This window comes from Exiguobacterium sp. SH5S4 (assembly GCF_004337045.1).
In the GTDB taxonomy this organism is placed as follows: Bacteria; Bacillota; Bacilli; order Exiguobacteriales; family Exiguobacteriaceae; genus Exiguobacterium; species Exiguobacterium aurantiacum_A.
Map to the genome: position 1 here is coordinate 164,144 of NZ_SJUQ01000003.1, position 13,858 is coordinate 178,001.

At 54.3% G+C, this 13,858-nt stretch carries 16 protein-coding genes and 1 pseudogene; 15 read left to right on the forward strand and 2 right to left on the reverse strand.

Annotated features, from left to right (window positions below; all coding sequences use genetic code 11):
* Nucleotides 1-74: 74 nt before the first annotated feature.
* Entirely contained in the window at nucleotides 75-677 is a 603-nt protein-coding gene (locus EVJ32_RS03175) for a TetR/AcrR family transcriptional regulator (protein ID WP_131456565.1), read from the forward strand.
* A 116-nt stretch (nucleotides 678-793) separates the two neighbouring features.
* Here EVJ32_RS03175 and EVJ32_RS03180 read toward each other — a convergent pair.
* Nucleotides 794-1,816: pseudogene (locus EVJ32_RS03180) on the reverse strand (RNA-guided endonuclease TnpB family protein); the annotation flags it as partial.
* Between the two features lie 336 nt (nucleotides 1,817-2,152).
* Here EVJ32_RS03180 and EVJ32_RS03185 point away from each other — a divergent pair.
* The 14 genes from EVJ32_RS03185 (at nucleotide 2,153) to EVJ32_RS03245 (ending at nucleotide 11,933) form a co-directional block, all read left to right on the forward strand.
* On the forward strand, nucleotides 2,153-3,160 hold the full coding sequence (locus EVJ32_RS03185; protein WP_131456567.1) for a tRNA dihydrouridine synthase: 1,008 nt from the start codon (nucleotides 2,153-2,155) through the stop codon (nucleotides 3,158-3,160).
* A 79-nt stretch (nucleotides 3,161-3,239) separates the two neighbouring features.
* Nucleotides 3,240-3,497 carry a hypothetical protein gene (locus EVJ32_RS03190; protein ID WP_131456569.1) on the forward strand — a complete coding sequence of 86 codons (258 nt, stop codon included), beginning with the start codon at nucleotides 3,240-3,242 and terminating at the stop codon, nucleotides 3,495-3,497.
* Between the two features lie 62 nt (nucleotides 3,498-3,559).
* Nucleotides 3,560-3,730 (forward strand): hypothetical protein, encoded by a 171-nt coding sequence (locus EVJ32_RS16160; RefSeq protein ID WP_161567002.1) that lies wholly within the window; start codon nucleotides 3,560-3,562, stop codon nucleotides 3,728-3,730.
* 32 nt (nucleotides 3,731-3,762) lie between these two features.
* A complete protein-coding gene (locus tag EVJ32_RS03195) occupies nucleotides 3,763-4,254 on the forward strand; it encodes a hypothetical protein (protein WP_131456571.1) in 492 nt (163 codons plus the stop codon).
* Nucleotides 4,255-4,544: 290 nt separating this feature from the next.
* On the forward strand, nucleotides 4,545-5,435 hold the full coding sequence (locus EVJ32_RS03200; protein ID WP_161568767.1) for a GNAT family N-acetyltransferase: 891 nt from the start codon (nucleotides 4,545-4,547) through the stop codon (nucleotides 5,433-5,435).
* Nucleotides 5,436-5,468: 33 nt separating this feature from the next.
* The gene (locus EVJ32_RS03205) at nucleotides 5,469-6,119 is read left to right on the forward strand and encodes an SIMPL domain-containing protein (protein WP_131456575.1); all 651 of its coding nucleotides are present in this window, start codon (nucleotides 5,469-5,471) and stop codon (nucleotides 6,117-6,119) included.
* Nucleotides 6,116-6,535: a hypothetical protein gene (locus EVJ32_RS03210; RefSeq protein ID WP_131456577.1), complete on the forward strand. Its 420-nt coding sequence runs from the start codon at nucleotides 6,116-6,118 to the stop codon at nucleotides 6,533-6,535. Before EVJ32_RS03205 ends, EVJ32_RS03210 begins: the two co-directional genes overlap by 4 nt.
* 135 nt (nucleotides 6,536-6,670) lie before the next feature.
* Complete coding sequence (locus tag EVJ32_RS03215; RefSeq protein WP_070328611.1) at nucleotides 6,671-7,141, forward strand: flavodoxin family protein; 471 nt, start codon at nucleotides 6,671-6,673, stop codon at nucleotides 7,139-7,141.
* A 112-nt stretch (nucleotides 7,142-7,253) separates the two neighbouring features.
* Nucleotides 7,254-7,655, forward strand: a complete 402-nt coding sequence (locus EVJ32_RS03220) for a hypothetical protein (protein ID WP_131456580.1) — start codon at nucleotides 7,254-7,256, stop codon at nucleotides 7,653-7,655.
* 82 nt (nucleotides 7,656-7,737) lie between these two features.
* Complete coding sequence (locus tag EVJ32_RS03225) at nucleotides 7,738-8,850, forward strand: M14 family metallopeptidase (RefSeq protein WP_131456582.1); 1,113 nt, start codon at nucleotides 7,738-7,740, stop codon at nucleotides 8,848-8,850.
* Nucleotides 8,851-8,941: 91 nt separating this feature from the next.
* Nucleotides 8,942-9,742: an alpha/beta fold hydrolase gene (locus tag EVJ32_RS03230; RefSeq protein ID WP_131456584.1), complete on the forward strand. Its 801-nt coding sequence runs from the start codon at nucleotides 8,942-8,944 to the stop codon at nucleotides 9,740-9,742.
* A gap of 272 nt (nucleotides 9,743-10,014) precedes the next feature.
* Nucleotides 10,015-10,443 (forward strand): CBS domain-containing protein, encoded by a 429-nt coding sequence (locus EVJ32_RS03235; protein ID WP_016510664.1) that lies wholly within the window; start codon nucleotides 10,015-10,017, stop codon nucleotides 10,441-10,443.
* Nucleotides 10,444-10,542: 99 nt separating this feature from the next.
* On the forward strand, nucleotides 10,543-11,046 hold the full coding sequence (locus EVJ32_RS03240) for a cupin domain-containing protein (protein WP_070328616.1): 504 nt from the start codon (nucleotides 10,543-10,545) through the stop codon (nucleotides 11,044-11,046).
* Complete coding sequence (locus EVJ32_RS03245) at nucleotides 11,043-11,933, forward strand: aldo/keto reductase (RefSeq protein WP_131456586.1); 891 nt, start codon at nucleotides 11,043-11,045, stop codon at nucleotides 11,931-11,933. The genes EVJ32_RS03240 and EVJ32_RS03245 overlap by 4 nt, the downstream gene beginning before the upstream one ends.
* Before the next feature lie 44 nt (nucleotides 11,934-11,977).
* On the opposite strand, the gene EVJ32_RS03250 is transcribed toward EVJ32_RS03245, so the two are convergent.
* On the reverse strand, nucleotides 11,978-13,672 hold the full coding sequence (locus tag EVJ32_RS03250) for a M3 family oligoendopeptidase (RefSeq protein WP_131456588.1): 1,695 nt from the start codon (nucleotides 13,670-13,672) through the stop codon (nucleotides 11,978-11,980).
* Between the last annotated feature and the right edge of the window lie 186 nt (nucleotides 13,673-13,858).

Genomic DNA, 13,858 nt, shown 5'->3' on the forward strand with positions numbered 1-13,858 from the left:
ACAGGTACATGTCATAGAACCGTCAAATCATTATGATATAATTAGTCATTATTACGTGAGGAGCGTCGGAGCATATGATGAACGAAGGGAAACAAAAGATATTAGAAGCAGCGCGAGCGACGATCATCGAGAACGGGATTCAAGGCACGACGCTTCGTGGCATCGCGAAGAAGGCGGGGTTTAGCACGGGCGCCATCTATCACTATTACAGTTCCAAAGAGGCCATTCTTTACGATGTGATGGACGAGGGCTTGGGCGAGATTCGCCGAATCGCGACCGTATCGATCGAAGACAAAAAAGAGGCCCGTGACATCATTCAAGAGATTTTCGACGGGATGCAAGACCGCTTAAAAAAAGATGCGGAGAGTCGACTGCAGTTTTACTTGGCACATGAAGCGATGCTCGGGAACGAGGAGTTACAGAACAAGTTTCGAGAAAAGTACGAGGATTGGATCGACCGGGTGGAGGCGATCTTCGTACGAGCATACGGTGTCAAGCGAGGTCCTTCGACGCGAGCGGTCGCCGCATGGACGATGGCGGCGATCGATGGGATGGTGCTCCAAACGTTGCTACAGACAAATGTTGTCGAGCCGGAACATATGAATCGTGTGCTCGAATACTTGTTGCAAGACGGATTCACGCACTTCTTCAAAATTATTGAGAATGAGGAGCAGTGAACTACTCACCACTTATTTGCTTCGCAACTTGAAGTGGGAGCTTCTTGGGAAGACCGTGCTTTGACCAGCCACGGTTGTGGACCAAGCTCGTCGGGCAGTCCCTGCCCTGGAGTGTTTTAGTCTGCGAGACTCAACAGGTTGAGGCTCGCGTTGACGTCGCGGTCACGGTGCGCCCCGCATGCGGCGCATGTCCACTCGCGGACGTGCAGGTCCTTCTTGCCGCCGTTCTCGCCGCAGGCCGAACAAACTTGAGTCGAGGCGAACCACGGGTCGGCCTTGATGAGCGTCCGTCCATAGAACCTCGCCTTATATTCCAGCTGGCGGACGAACTCGCCCCACCCGGCGTCCCCGATCGACTTCGCCAGGCGGTGGTCCTGCATCATCTCCCTCGGCTTCAGCGTCTCGACCACGACGACTTGGTTCTCGTCGACGATGCGTCTTGACAGCTTGTGGAGGAAGTCCCTGCGTCGGTTAGCGACCTTCTCGTGCTTCTTGGCCAATAGGAGCCGTGCCTTCTCGCGGTTCCTGCTGCCGGGCTTCTTGCGGGAGAGCGCGCGCTGCGCCCGTTTGAGCCGTTCCTCGGCCTCGCGCAGGTTGCGCGGGTTCGCGACCTTCTCCGTCACCATCGCGTCGTTCGTCATGACGGCGAAGTGCCCGAGGCCGAGGTCGATCCCGATCTTGTGCTCGGCCGGGACCCACGGCTCGTCGGACTGCTCGACGAGGAGCGACACGAAGAACTTGCCCGTCTTCGTCATCGACACGGTCGCCGACCGGATGGCCCCGTCGAAACCGCGGTGCTGTGTGAACTGGATGAACCCGACCTTCGGGAGCCGGACCCGGTCCCCCTCGATGCGGATCGTGCCGTGCTGGTTGTTCGTCGTGTAGGAGGCGCGCGATTTCCGTCTCGACTTGAACACCGGAAAGCCGGCCGTCCCGGCGAAGAACTTCGCGAACGCCGCGTCGAGGTGAAGCTTCGCGTTGGCGAGCGCGAGGCTGTCCGCCTCACACAGGAACGGGAACAGCGGCTTGTACGAGGCCGGTGTCGGCGGCTTCCGCTTCGGCCCGTTCCCTGCCTTCGCCTCCTCGTGGATGGCGATGCGGTCCTCGAGCAGCTTGTTGTAGATAAAGCGGGCGCAGCCGGTATTTGTAGCCCTTCAGCATGTCTGCGCCTCCTCTCGGCCGATGATCGTGATGAACGCCTTCCTCATCAGATACCCGCGGCGGGGGAAGGGAAATCTGACAGAATCACGAACTTATGTTCGTCATATCTGTCACAGGGGTGGCCAAGAGGTTTATGTACGGGCGATTCATCTCCCACCTACGCTGGGCTTCGCCCCAGACGCTTAGAGGTGGGAGAATTCTCGCTTAATTATGTTAAAAAATTCGAAAGTATTGTCAGTTGATACATTCCCCCGTCCGTAATAGAATGTATACAGTGATTTTATTGGACTGATTACGAAAGGGAATGATTCTATATGAACGAAAACTTCTGGCGCGACCTGCCGCGTCCATTCTTTATACTTGCCCCAATGGAAGATGTGACCGATGTCGTCTTCCGTCACGTCGTCGCCCATGCCGGCCGGCCGGACGTGTTCTTCACCGAGTTCGCCAACTCGGACAGCTACTGCCATCCGGAAGGGAAAGGCAGCCTCCGTGGACGGTTGACGTTCACCGAGGACGAGCAGCCGATCGTCGCCCACATTTGGGGCGACAACCCGGACTACTTCCGCGAGATGAGCATCGGCATGGCCGAGATGGGTTACAAAGGCATCGACATCAACATGGGTTGCCCGGTCCCGAACGTCGCTAAGCGCGGAAAAGGGAGCGGCCTCATCTTGCGTCCTGACGTCGCGGCCGAATTGATTCAAGCGGCGAAAGCCGGAGGCATCCCGGTCAGCGTCAAGACGCGTCTTGGCTTTTCGAAGCTTGACGAGTGGCGCGACTGGTTGACGCACATCTTGAAGCAAGACATCGCCAACTTGTCGATTCACTTGCGCACACGCTCCGAGATGAGTAAAGTCGACGCGCACTGGGAGATGATTCCGGATATCATGAAATTGCGTGACGAGATTGCACCGGATACGCTCATCACGATCAACGGCGATATTCTCGACCGTCAAATGGGTCTCGAGCTCGTCGAGAAATATGGCGTCGACGGCGTCATGATTGGCCGCGGGATTTTCAAGAACCCGTTCGCGTTCGAGAAAGAACCGCGTGAGCATTCGATGGAAGAACACCTCGATCTTCTTCGTCTCCAACTCGACCTTCAAGACAAGTTCCAAGAGGACGTGCCACGTTCGATCTCGAACTTGCACCGTTTCTTCAAGATTTATGTGAAAGGTTTCCGCGGGGCGAGCGACCTCCGTGTGAAGTTGATGGATACGAAATCGACAGACGAAGTGCGGGCATTGCTCGATGCGTTCGTCGAGAACTATCACAAAGAAGAAGCGGCGCTCGCCGAGGCGGCGTCGACAGTAGAATGATTTTTGAAGGGATTCAGTGTATACTGGGTCCCTTTTTCTGTAAAATGAAAAAGTAGAACTACATAAAGGAGTGAGCACGATGGGACTATTGGAACGTCTTCAAGGTGGGGACTTGCGTTCCATCGGGCGGGTCGATGAGGTCGTCCAGATCGTCGGCGACGATCCAGAACGATTCGCGGAACTGATGACTGGGTTGACCGATGACCGTCCCGTCGTCCGCTATCCGCGTTTCCATGACGAACTGATTGATTTGCTCCATAAACAACTCGAGACAGGAAGTCCGGCTGTCCGCAGCCGTTGTAACACATTGTTGGTTAAATGGCGAGAGAGTGAGTGAAAAATGAAACATTTTATTGGGTTAATTCGTATGTAGTGAGCGGAAGGAAGGTGGTGGTGGAAATGAACGAATGGCGCGAATCAGCGGTCGGGCTTGGTCTTATTTTCGGAACGGCTGCCGGGATGATCATCTCTCTACTATTCGATTTTACGGTTGCATACGGGATTGTCATCGGCTCGATAATCGGCTATTTGATTGGACTCATCATTTCCATTCGCGCGATGAAACAATGACTATGATGATATAAGAGTGGGAGGCAAGTAACATGAGTGAATTTCAATTTATGACGAGCGATAGACCGCTAAAAGAAGTCGAAAATCCATTTATCGAATACTTATCAATTAATGAAGCCATCAAAAAAGGTGTCGTGTTGCCTGAAATGCTCACGGAGGATGAAGAACTCGATCGTGACGAAAAGATTTTGATGCACGTCGAGTCAGAAGAGCAACTCGACGAGATTGAGGTCAAACGAGAACTTTATTATGCAGAGGAAAACGTCGAGGCGTACTCGAAAAAACCGCACGTCGCTGAATTGCGTTGGCGCTACACCGAAACGAGAGCCCAGCAACTCGTTGACTACATCACCGACCACCTGAAGACGGCGGACGAAGTCGAGATTTGGAAAGTGTGGGTCGATGAACAGACCGAACCGAGCGTTCGTTCGATCACGCTCGACGAGTTGACGATTGATGAGTTGCGGTTTTTAGGGGATGTCGGGTTTGAGCGGCCAGAGTGTCTCCATGTCGTGAAATCGTGACATTTTCGTAAAATGCTTGTAGATTTTCCGGACGTGGTATCATGTTCGGTTTTTTGTCTCCTCTTGAAAAAAAGACTGCTATATTAACAAGAGAATAGTTGGATTGGGGCATCGAGTGTTCGCTTGCTCACTCTTTTCATTTCTTGTACGAACTGACCGATGTCAAGTGGGCGGTTAGTGCGATGCCATCGTGAAGGAGGTTTCGAAGTCGCTGGCGAATTGTAGCAACATCACGTATTGGCAGAGACTGGATGCTGTTCAGTGAAAGCTTTATAGAGGGGAGTGGCACAGTGATCTCATTTCGACCGTATTCCCATGAGCCTTATGTGTCGGAGGATGCTGTAAAAGTAAGAGACTTTCTCATCAGAATCAACTCAACGGAGCTGCAGGCACCACGTCTTTTATGGGGGGCATGGGACTGGGCGGTGAACCATGCGCTTCGTGATCAAGAACATGTGCATCGGATTGGCATGTGGGAAGATGATGGGCGCCTTGTCGCCCTGGCGACGTATGAGCTCAATTTAGGGGAAGCGATTTTGGTCGTAGAGAAAGGGTACGACGCATTGAAACCTGAACTCGTTGCCTATGCGGTCGAGCGGTTGCATAGTCACGGTGATTTGCGACTGCTGTTACCGGATGAGGATGAGTGTCTGCAGCTTGCCGCCTTAGAGACAGGATTTCGACCGACGAGACAAATCGAGCGGTTCGCGAAAATTCACGTTTCCCGGATAAGTAAGGAGTCGTTGCCGCACGGGTTCTCCTACGTATCTCTCGCGGATGAATGGGATTGGCGACAATACAACCAAGTGATGTGGCGTGGCTTTGACCATGATGGGAATGCGCCGGATGATGCCGCGACCATCGCCGGACGGAAAAAAATGTTGTCGAGTCCAGCGATTCTACCCGAACTGATCGTTGCCATTGCCTCACCTGAGGGGAAGTATGTGGCACATTGTGGTGTCTGGTATCGCCCGGGTGATCGCTATAGTTACGTCGAACCGGTCGTGACAGACCCGACGTACCGGGGGAAAGGCTTCGGAAAGTCGGTCGTCTATGAGGCAATCATACGGAGCGGGAAACTAGGGGCAGAACAGGCGATTGTCGCTTCAGACCAGATGTTTTATTACAGCATCGGCTTCGTTCCGTTTCGGACGATGACGCAATGGCAATTGCACAATTAAGCGACTTAGGATAGAGAAAGGGGAGAATGAAATATGGAACGCACCATCACAGTCAAAGGAACGGGAAAAGTATCGGCCAAGCCAGACTTGATTGTCGTGAAAATGGAGTTGACCTCGAAGGCCGTGCGTTACGAGGAGACGATGAACGAGGCGGCGACGGCCGTGGCGCGTCTGCAAAAGGCGCTTGGACAGGCCGGCTTCGATAAGACCGCTCTAAAGACGACGGACTTCTCGATCGATACTGACTATGAAAGTTACCGTGACGAGGATGGAAATTATAAATCTCGTTTCCGTGGCTATGCGTGTGAGCAACAGACTAAACTTGAGTTTGACCTCGACACGAAACGCTTGTCTGACGTCATCCAAAGCGTCACGAACTCAATGGCAGATCCGAAACTGTCCATCAAATTCACGATTAAAGATTCAGATACGGTTAGCGATGCACTCCTCGCCAGTGCGGCGGAGAGTGCGTTGCATCGGGCTGAACTGTTGACGAAAGCGGCCGGTGCGAAGCTTGGGGAATTAAAACGGATTGACTATACGTGGGCCGAGCTCCATCTTTACTCGCCAACGAATTTAGTATTCCATGAAGAGGTGTTCCATTCACAGGCGTCGATGCCAGAGCTTCAGCCGGACGATATTGATTTGAGCGATACGGCGACGTTCGTCTGGGCGATCGAATGAAACGAGTCATTTGGATGGTGGTGTTGCTGCTGTCCGTCTCACTGTCGGTCCACGCCTTGTCATGGGCGTATGCGTTCGTCGTCTTGGACGGACGAGTGTATGAAGTGACGGACATTAAGGTCTCGGAGGCTGATCTTGGCGACGTCGTCGGCGAGGTCGAGACGTTGGCTGACGATATGACCGGCGACTATTATGGGGACGCCTCGAACATGTATCCGATCGGTACGGAATATCGTCAAGTTGATGGAGAGTCGGTCGAAGACGTGCTCGCGGTCGAGGATGAGACGGAGTGGAAGCGGGCCGAATTCGTCCATGAGGCGCCGTTTGACAGCCGAAATCATGTAGACGTAATCGCCTATGCCGCCATCGGCTTGGGGATCGCGGTATTTTTGGCCACTAGACTGAGGAAACGTTGATGAACTTATATGACTTTGAGGACAGATTTCGAATCGGATTATAGAAAAAAGAATGGATACATGATGAGCGGTCCACCATTAAGGGAATAGTCCCATGTAGACCGAGAGAGCTTTCGCTTAATGGAGGGATACGTCATGAAAATCCTCATCACTTTTGACTCGATGTACGGATGCACAGAAAAAGTCGCCCACGCCATCAAAGACGGATTCGGCGAGCTTCATCAAGTCGAGGCGGTTCACATCAGTCATATCGGCTACGGGGATCTCGCCAACCTCGATTTACTCGTCGTCGGATCACCGACACACGGCGGACGCGAGACCGAGGACGTGAAGACGTTTCTCGACGGACTGTCGGATCATGCGCTCCGCGGAGTGCGGGCCGCAGCGTTCGATACGAGCATGGCCGAAGAAGACCAAGGCTTTTTCGTCGGGAAGATCGTCAAATGGTTCGGCCACGCCGCGACCCGGATCGAACGGGCGCTTACGGAAAAAGGAGCAGAGCCGGTGCTTCAAGAATCATTCCTCGTCCTCGACAAAGAAGGACCGCTCAAAGAGGGAGAGCTCGAGCGGGCCCGTGACTGGGCGAGCCATCTGTTCGATAAGTGAACGAAGACGCGTTCCTGATGGGATGCGTTTTTTGTTGTGTTGTATGACCGAACAGCACGAGAAACGGGTAAATACAAATGTAGCTCTTTTTCTAAAGAATGGAGGGAGAAGGATGAAAAAATGGGAACGAGATGTGCTTGTCGGGTGGATCATCGTCTTGCTTGTGTTGATCGCCCATTACGCGATCACCGTGTCGCTCGGCAACACCTATTTTGCCGAATCGACGTTGAATCGGATGCTCTGGTTCAGTAGCTTCCCGGCCTTTTTGATCGCGTTTATCGCAGCACTCTTCCAAAAAACGAACACGATCACCCTTGCCGTCCGGCGCGCCGTCATTTGGACAGCCGAGCTCGTCGTCGGGTTTTCAGTTGTCGCCTTGTTCTTCCGCGCGTTCGAACCGTTGTTCGCAAGCCCCGGTGCGTATTGGCTGTTCGGTGCCGTCTTGCTCGCCCCGCTCGTCTACTTGTTTGCGTTCCGCCGCCAAGACCGCAGCACGAAAGCCGGAGCCCATTAATCGAAACGCCTTCCTCGGGAGGCGTTTTTAGCTTGCCTCGAAATGGGAAAGGGGTACAGAAGACATGAATGGAGGGAATCATATGAGTACTTATTTTTCATCATCTTACGACGAGTCGCGCGAGAGGTTTCTCGATTTGCTCGACACCGTCAAACAATACTACCCGAGCGCGCGGACGATGTCGCATTCAATCGGGGAAGATACAATCGACGTGATCATCGGCGAACCGGCCGGGTCACGTGAGGCGATGCTGCTCATGACGATCGGCGAGCATGGGATCGAAGGCTACGCCGGTGCGGCCGTGACGCAGCAATTCATCGAGACACAGCTCGGCAACGTCCGCCATGACGTGACAGGTGTCTGCTTCATCCATGCGGTCAACCCATGGGGGATGAAACATTTCCGGCGCGTCAACGAACATAACGTCGATTTGAATCGAAACTACGTCGTCGACCGGGAATCGCTGCCGCGAAACGTCAATAAAGAGTATGAGGTGATGCGCCACTTGTTCGTCCCGGACGGTGTCATCGACGACTATCACGAGGCGCGCGAACACATTTATTCGTTCCTCGGCTCTGGCATCAAGCTCGACGGGTTCGACGCGATGAACGAGGCGAAAGGGATGGGCCAGTACCAATTCCCGAAAGGCGTCTATTATGGCGGGGACGCCGACGAACCGTCCGCCGTCTTCATGAAAGAGATCCAGCACGATCTTCTCGACCGTTACGACCGGGTCGTCCATATGGACTGGCACACCGCGCTCGGGCCGACGAACGAAGTGACGATGCTCGTCAGCGAGCGGGACGGACGCAGCGCCGAGCAGTTAAAACAGACGTATGGGTTGAAGAACATCAAGACGTACAATCCGGATGACGTGCTTGGCGACTCGACGAACCATTTCTATTACGTCCGCGACACGCAGTATCCGGACAAGCAGCTCGTCTCGGCCTTGTTCGAATTCGGGACGTTCGGCACGTCGACGAAAGCGCTGATCCGTGAATTTTTGACGATCATTTTAGAGAATCGTCTCTATTTCGAAGGCACGAAAGACCCGGAGGCACGCAACGGCATCAAAAAAGAATTCATGGCCATGTTCTACCCGGAAGATGAGACGTGGAAGACGTCCGTGTTACGAGAAGGCGCGCAAGCGGTCGAGCATATCTTGAAGGCCGAATCGCTCTGGCGCGATGGTTGACAGGTTTTCAGTTCGCTCAAACGGGAACAGATGGGTTGTGGGCAAACGTACGGCGCACAACGCTCAACAATACGATTGGGGGTTTTGAATGATGGGGAATTACATTACAGCACATGACGGGACGTCTATTTTTGTCGAGGACGTCGGAACGGGCGACGCGGTCGTCTTCTTGCACGGCTGGCCGGCGAACAACAACATGTTCGAGTATCAGAAGAACGCGCTCTTGGAGGCGGGCTATCGCTACGTCGGCATCGATTACCGCGGTTACGGGAAGTCGGACGCACCGGCTACGGGCTATGACTACGAGACGATGGCGTCTGACGTGAACATGGTCGTCAACGGCCTCGGTGTCAAAGATTTCACACTCGTCGGCTTCTCGATGGGTGGGGCGATCGCGATCCGTTATGCGGTCGATTATCCGGACGGTGGTTTGAAAAAACTCATCCTCGCCGGCGCGGCGGCACCGGTGTTCACGCAACGCCCGGACTATCCGTACGGGATGACAAAGGAAGAAGTCGACGCCTTGATCGAAGATACGATGAAAGACCGGCCGAAGATGCTCGAAGGGTTCGGCGAGATTTTCTTCGAGAAAGAACATTCGAAACCGACGCAAAACTGGTTCCACAGCTTGTCGCTCATCGCCTCGAGCCACGGGACGATCGCCTCGGCGAAAGCGCTCCGCGACGAGGACCTTCGTGAAGACTTGCCGAAAGTCGGCGTCGAGACGCTGATCATTCATGGCGTGCACGACAAAGTCTGTCCGTTCGAGTTTGCCCTAGAGATGGAAAAAGGCATCCCGAACGCGCGCATCGAGCGTTTCGAGGAGAGCGGTCACGGTACCGTGCTCGATGAGATGGAGAAGTTCAATCAAACGATGTTACATTTTATCTGATTAGACGAGACGCCTTGATCGAAAGGCGTCTTTTTTAATGGACTCGGATGGGTAGAATCGATGCGTACAGGGTATAAATAATTGGAGTTACTTTCCAGTTTTCTGTTGATGACGTGTCATGCCGGTCCTGTTCTTGTAAAGGACTTTTTTCTGTGACAGCAACTGATGAAAGGAGGGTGAAATAATTGTGGGGTGTGGTCAACTATTGCGGTCAACCCTATGATTCATGGTACAATAGCGTGGTGGATTAACAGATTGAGGAGAGATTATATATGAACATCGCTTTCTTTTTATATCCGAAAGAAGACGTCAAATATTTAGACCCGGAGTCGACGGTGCGGCAAGCGCTCGAGAAGATGAAGCATCATCGCTTCACCTCGGTGCCGCTCGTATCCGAGAACGGCTTTTACGCCGGAACGATGACGGAAGGAGACTTACTGTGGGCACTCGCCGAACAACTTCGCGGGGAAGAAGATTACGAGAAAGTGCTCCGGACTCGCCTGAAAGACATCAAACAACGCATACGCTATAAACCGGTATCGATCACGGCGCAAATCGAGGAGCTCGTCGATGCGATCACCGATCAAAACTTCGTGCCGGTCGTCGATGACGGCAAGTATTTCATCGGCATCATCCGACGCCGTGACATCATCGAGTACTACTCGACGAAGTTGAAACAGCTCGAGAGCGAAGTACGCTAACTCAGTGGCTCGGCCCTTATTAAAGGGTCGGGTCATTTTTTTGTGTCGATTATATCCTCTATAAGTCGGGTACAGTGTCAGAGACAAGGAGGCGATCACATGGACATGTCCACATATCGGTTTAAAGATGACGGCTCGATTCCGAACAACCCGTATTTCCCGGTGCTGTTATACCGACGCGTGTTCGATGAGGCGGACGGCATCCAGGCGACGTTCGAGCATAACGGTTGGGGCAACAGTTGGGTGAACGGCGTGTTCGACTATCACCACTATCACAGCAACACGCACGAGGTGCTCGGGGTGAGGTCAGGCCGTGCGACCGTTCAACTCGGCGGCGCGACCGGCGATCTCGTCTCGTTGAATGCGGGTGACGTGTTGATCCTGCCGGCAGGGACGGGACACCGTCGACTCGAGGCGAGCGATGACTTCGAAATCGTTGGGGCGTATCCGGAAGGACGCGACTATGACACGTTGACGGGCAAGCCGGAAGAACGCCCGGACAACGTCCATCGAATCGAACGCGTCGACAAACCGGCGACCGATCCCGTCTTCGGGACGACAGGGCCGTTGCACGATCAATGGATCAAGGAGGAAACAACATGAACCGAATTCCACACACACTGATTTTGGCGGCATTGAAACAACACGTGGTCAAATTGCCGGACGGGCGCGAGATGCGTGCCCTCGGTCAAGGCACGTGGCGCATGGGCGATGACGCATCAAAACATGACGCGGAGATCGAGGCGTTACAGACAGGTCTCGACTGCGGATTACACGTCATCGACACGGCCGAGATGTACGGGGAAGGCAAGTCGGAGACACTCGTCGGGGAAGCGATCCAAGACCGTCGCGAGGACGTCTTCCTCGTCTCGAAAGTGTATCCACATAACGCGGGGGGCGATAAGCTCGTGCAGGCGTGCGACGCGACGCTCGAACGGCTCGGCACCGACTATCTCGACCTTTACTTGTTGCATTGGCGCGGCGACATCCCGCTCAAGGAGACGGTCGACGGGCTCGAACAGTTGAAAGCAGACGGGAAGATCCGGGCGTGGGGCGTCTCAAACTTTGACGTCGACGACATGAAAGAACTGCTCGCCTTGCCGAACGGGAAGCATTGCGCGGTCAATCAAGTGCTGTATCATCTCGGCAGCCGCGGCATCGAGCACGACTTGTTGCCGTTCCTAGAAGAGCAGCGCATCCCGGTGATGGCCTATTCGCCGCTCGCCGAAGGCAGCGACGTGAAAGAGAAGATCTTCAACGACGAGACGGTGAAACGGATCGCTGAGGCGTATCATGCGTCGGTGGCTCAAATCCTGCTTGCGTGGACGGTCCGGAGCGGCAACGTCATCGCCATCCCGAAAGCGGGGCAGAAAGCGCACGTCGAAGAGAACGGGGCGGCGCTGCTCCTCAATCTGACTGAAGAAGATTTCAAAGCGCTCGACGAGGCGTTCCCGCCGCCGAGCGGGAAAGAACCGTTAGATGTGATTTGAGGACAAAAAGGGTGAGCCCATGCGGACTCACCCTTTTTCTATCTTCAGTTCGCTAACGGGTGCTTCAATAGATAGTCTTCAATCTGTCCGAGCGTTTCTTTTAACACACCGTCTTCGAACGGTGACTTGAGTCCGGCCAGTTCGACGAGCTCGAGGAACGAGCGGCTGCCGCCGGCCTGACAGAGTGTGAGGTAATCGCTCCACGCCGACTCACGGTCCTCATGCATGCGCACCCAAAACTGGAAGGCACAAACTTGGGCGAGCGTGTAGTCGATATAGTAGAACGGGCTCTGGAAGATGTGGCCTTGTTGATGCCACCATGCGCCCGACTCGAGGTAGTCGTTCGTCTCGTAGTCGCGGTGCGGCAAGTACACCTTCTCAAGGTCACGCCACGCCTGACGACGTTCTTCTGCCGTCATGTCGGGCTTCCGGTAGACGATGTGCTGGAACTCGTCGACGAGGACGCCGTACGGGAGGAACGTGACGCTTCCGGCCAAGTGGTTGAACTTGTACTTGTCGACCTGGTCGCCGAAGAACAGCTCCATCCACGGCCAGCAGAAGAACTCCATCGACATCGAGTGGATCTCGCACGCCTCGTACGTCGGGAACGCGTATTCCGGTGTCGTCAAATGACGGCTCTCATATACTTGGAAGGCGTGACCGACCTCGTGCGTGAGCACGTCGATGTCGCCGGCCGTGCCGTTGAAGTTCGAGAAGATGAACGGGAGACCTTCAGACGGTAAGTACGTGCAGTAACCGCCGCCGGCTTTGCCGGGCTTCGCCGTAAGATCGAGGGCGCCGCGCTCTTGCATGTACTGGAAGAACTCGTCCGTTTCGCCCGAGAGCTCACGGTACATCTTGTTGCCGCCCTCGATGATGAACGACTCGTCGCCTTGCGGTGTCGCGTTGCCGTCCGGGAAGACGAACGATTCGTCATAGTAACGGAGCGTATCGACGGCGATGCGTTTCGCTTGCTTGTCTTTTAACGTCGTCGCGAGCGGGACGATGACGTCGCGCACTTGTTTACGGAAGTTGTCGACCATCGACTCATCATAGCCGACGCGTTGCATCCGGGCGTAGCCGAGTTCGACGAACGACGGGAAGTCGAGCGCGTGCGCGATCTCGGTCCGGACGCGGACGAGTTCGCCATAGATGCGGTCGAGCTCGTCACCGTTGTCGGCGAGGTATGTATAACGCGCCTCGGACGCCGCTTTTCGTACCGACCGGTCGGGTGACTGTAAGTATGGGCCGAACTGCGACAAGTTGAGCGTCTTGCCATCGAACTCGATCTGTGCGGCCGACATCACTTTTTGATAGCTCGTCGCGAGTCGGTTCTCTTCTTGCAGTTTCGGGATGAGCGACTCGTCGAACGTTTTGAGTGCCCGTTCCGCGAGTTCGAACAATTGGCTGCCCCATTCCGCTTCGAGCTGGCTGCGGAGGTCGTGCTCCGTCAAGACGCGATAGTACGCCTGGACTTCTTTCTCGTAGACCGGCAACGCGTCGTCAAAGAACGTCTGCTCGGCTTCGTAGAACGCATCGCGCGTATCGATCGAGTGGCGGATCGCGACGAGCTGACTTTGCGTCTCGAACGCGTTCCGTTCCTGGTTGATTTGGCGAATCAATTCGTTCGCCTCTTCGAGTGTGCTCGCTTGCTGCAATTCGACTGAATAGTCCGACAATCGGCTGTTTAAAGCGTCCACGTCGGGCCGTTCGTATGACAATTTTGTGAAAGTCGTCATTGTAAGCGCCTCCATCATGTGAAATTTTTATAAAGTGTAAAAAGAGCTTGCAAAAGCGATTGCACACTCGTATTCTTACGATGTGTAAACGAATTCGCACTACCTTGATACAACTATACCGTGAATAGGGTAGGGATTGAAGTAATAGCTTTTCGGGTATAAAAGCTAAGACTTTGATTAACAGAA

Excerpts from the sequence above, each read along its gene's own strand:
- EVJ32_RS03225 (WP_131456582.1), top strand. The coding sequence starts at position 7,738 with ATGAGTACTTATTTTTCATCATCTTACGACGAGTCGCGCGAGAGGTTT.
- EVJ32_RS03175 (WP_131456565.1), top strand. The coding sequence starts at position 75 with ATGATGAACGAAGGGAAACAAAAGATATTAGAAGCAGCGCGAGCGACG.
- EVJ32_RS03250 (WP_131456588.1), bottom strand. The coding sequence starts at position 13,672 with ATGACGACTTTCACAAAATTGTCATACGAACGGCCCGACGTGGACGCT.
- EVJ32_RS03240 (WP_070328616.1), top strand. The coding sequence starts at position 10,543 with ATGGACATGTCCACATATCGGTTTAAAGATGACGGCTCGATTCCGAAC.
- EVJ32_RS03235 (WP_016510664.1), top strand. The coding sequence starts at position 10,015 with ATGAACATCGCTTTCTTTTTATATCCGAAAGAAGACGTCAAATATTTA.
- EVJ32_RS03195 (WP_131456571.1), top strand. The coding sequence starts at position 3,763 with ATGAGTGAATTTCAATTTATGACGAGCGATAGACCGCTAAAAGAAGTC.
- EVJ32_RS16160 (WP_161567002.1), top strand. The coding sequence starts at position 3,560 with ATGAACGAATGGCGCGAATCAGCGGTCGGGCTTGGTCTTATTTTCGGA.
- EVJ32_RS03230 (WP_131456584.1), top strand. The coding sequence starts at position 8,942 with ATGGGGAATTACATTACAGCACATGACGGGACGTCTATTTTTGTCGAG.
- EVJ32_RS03185 (WP_131456567.1), top strand. The coding sequence starts at position 2,153 with ATGAACGAAAACTTCTGGCGCGACCTGCCGCGTCCATTCTTTATACTT.
- EVJ32_RS03245 (WP_131456586.1), top strand. The coding sequence starts at position 11,043 with ATGAACCGAATTCCACACACACTGATTTTGGCGGCATTGAAACAACAC.
- EVJ32_RS03220 (WP_131456580.1), top strand. The coding sequence starts at position 7,254 with ATGAAAAAATGGGAACGAGATGTGCTTGTCGGGTGGATCATCGTCTTG.
- EVJ32_RS03205 (WP_131456575.1), top strand. The coding sequence starts at position 5,469 with ATGGAACGCACCATCACAGTCAAAGGAACGGGAAAAGTATCGGCCAAG.
- EVJ32_RS03190 (WP_131456569.1), top strand. The coding sequence starts at position 3,240 with ATGGGACTATTGGAACGTCTTCAAGGTGGGGACTTGCGTTCCATCGGG.
- EVJ32_RS03210 (WP_131456577.1), top strand. The coding sequence starts at position 6,116 with ATGAAACGAGTCATTTGGATGGTGGTGTTGCTGCTGTCCGTCTCACTG.
- EVJ32_RS03215 (WP_070328611.1), top strand. The coding sequence starts at position 6,671 with ATGAAAATCCTCATCACTTTTGACTCGATGTACGGATGCACAGAAAAA.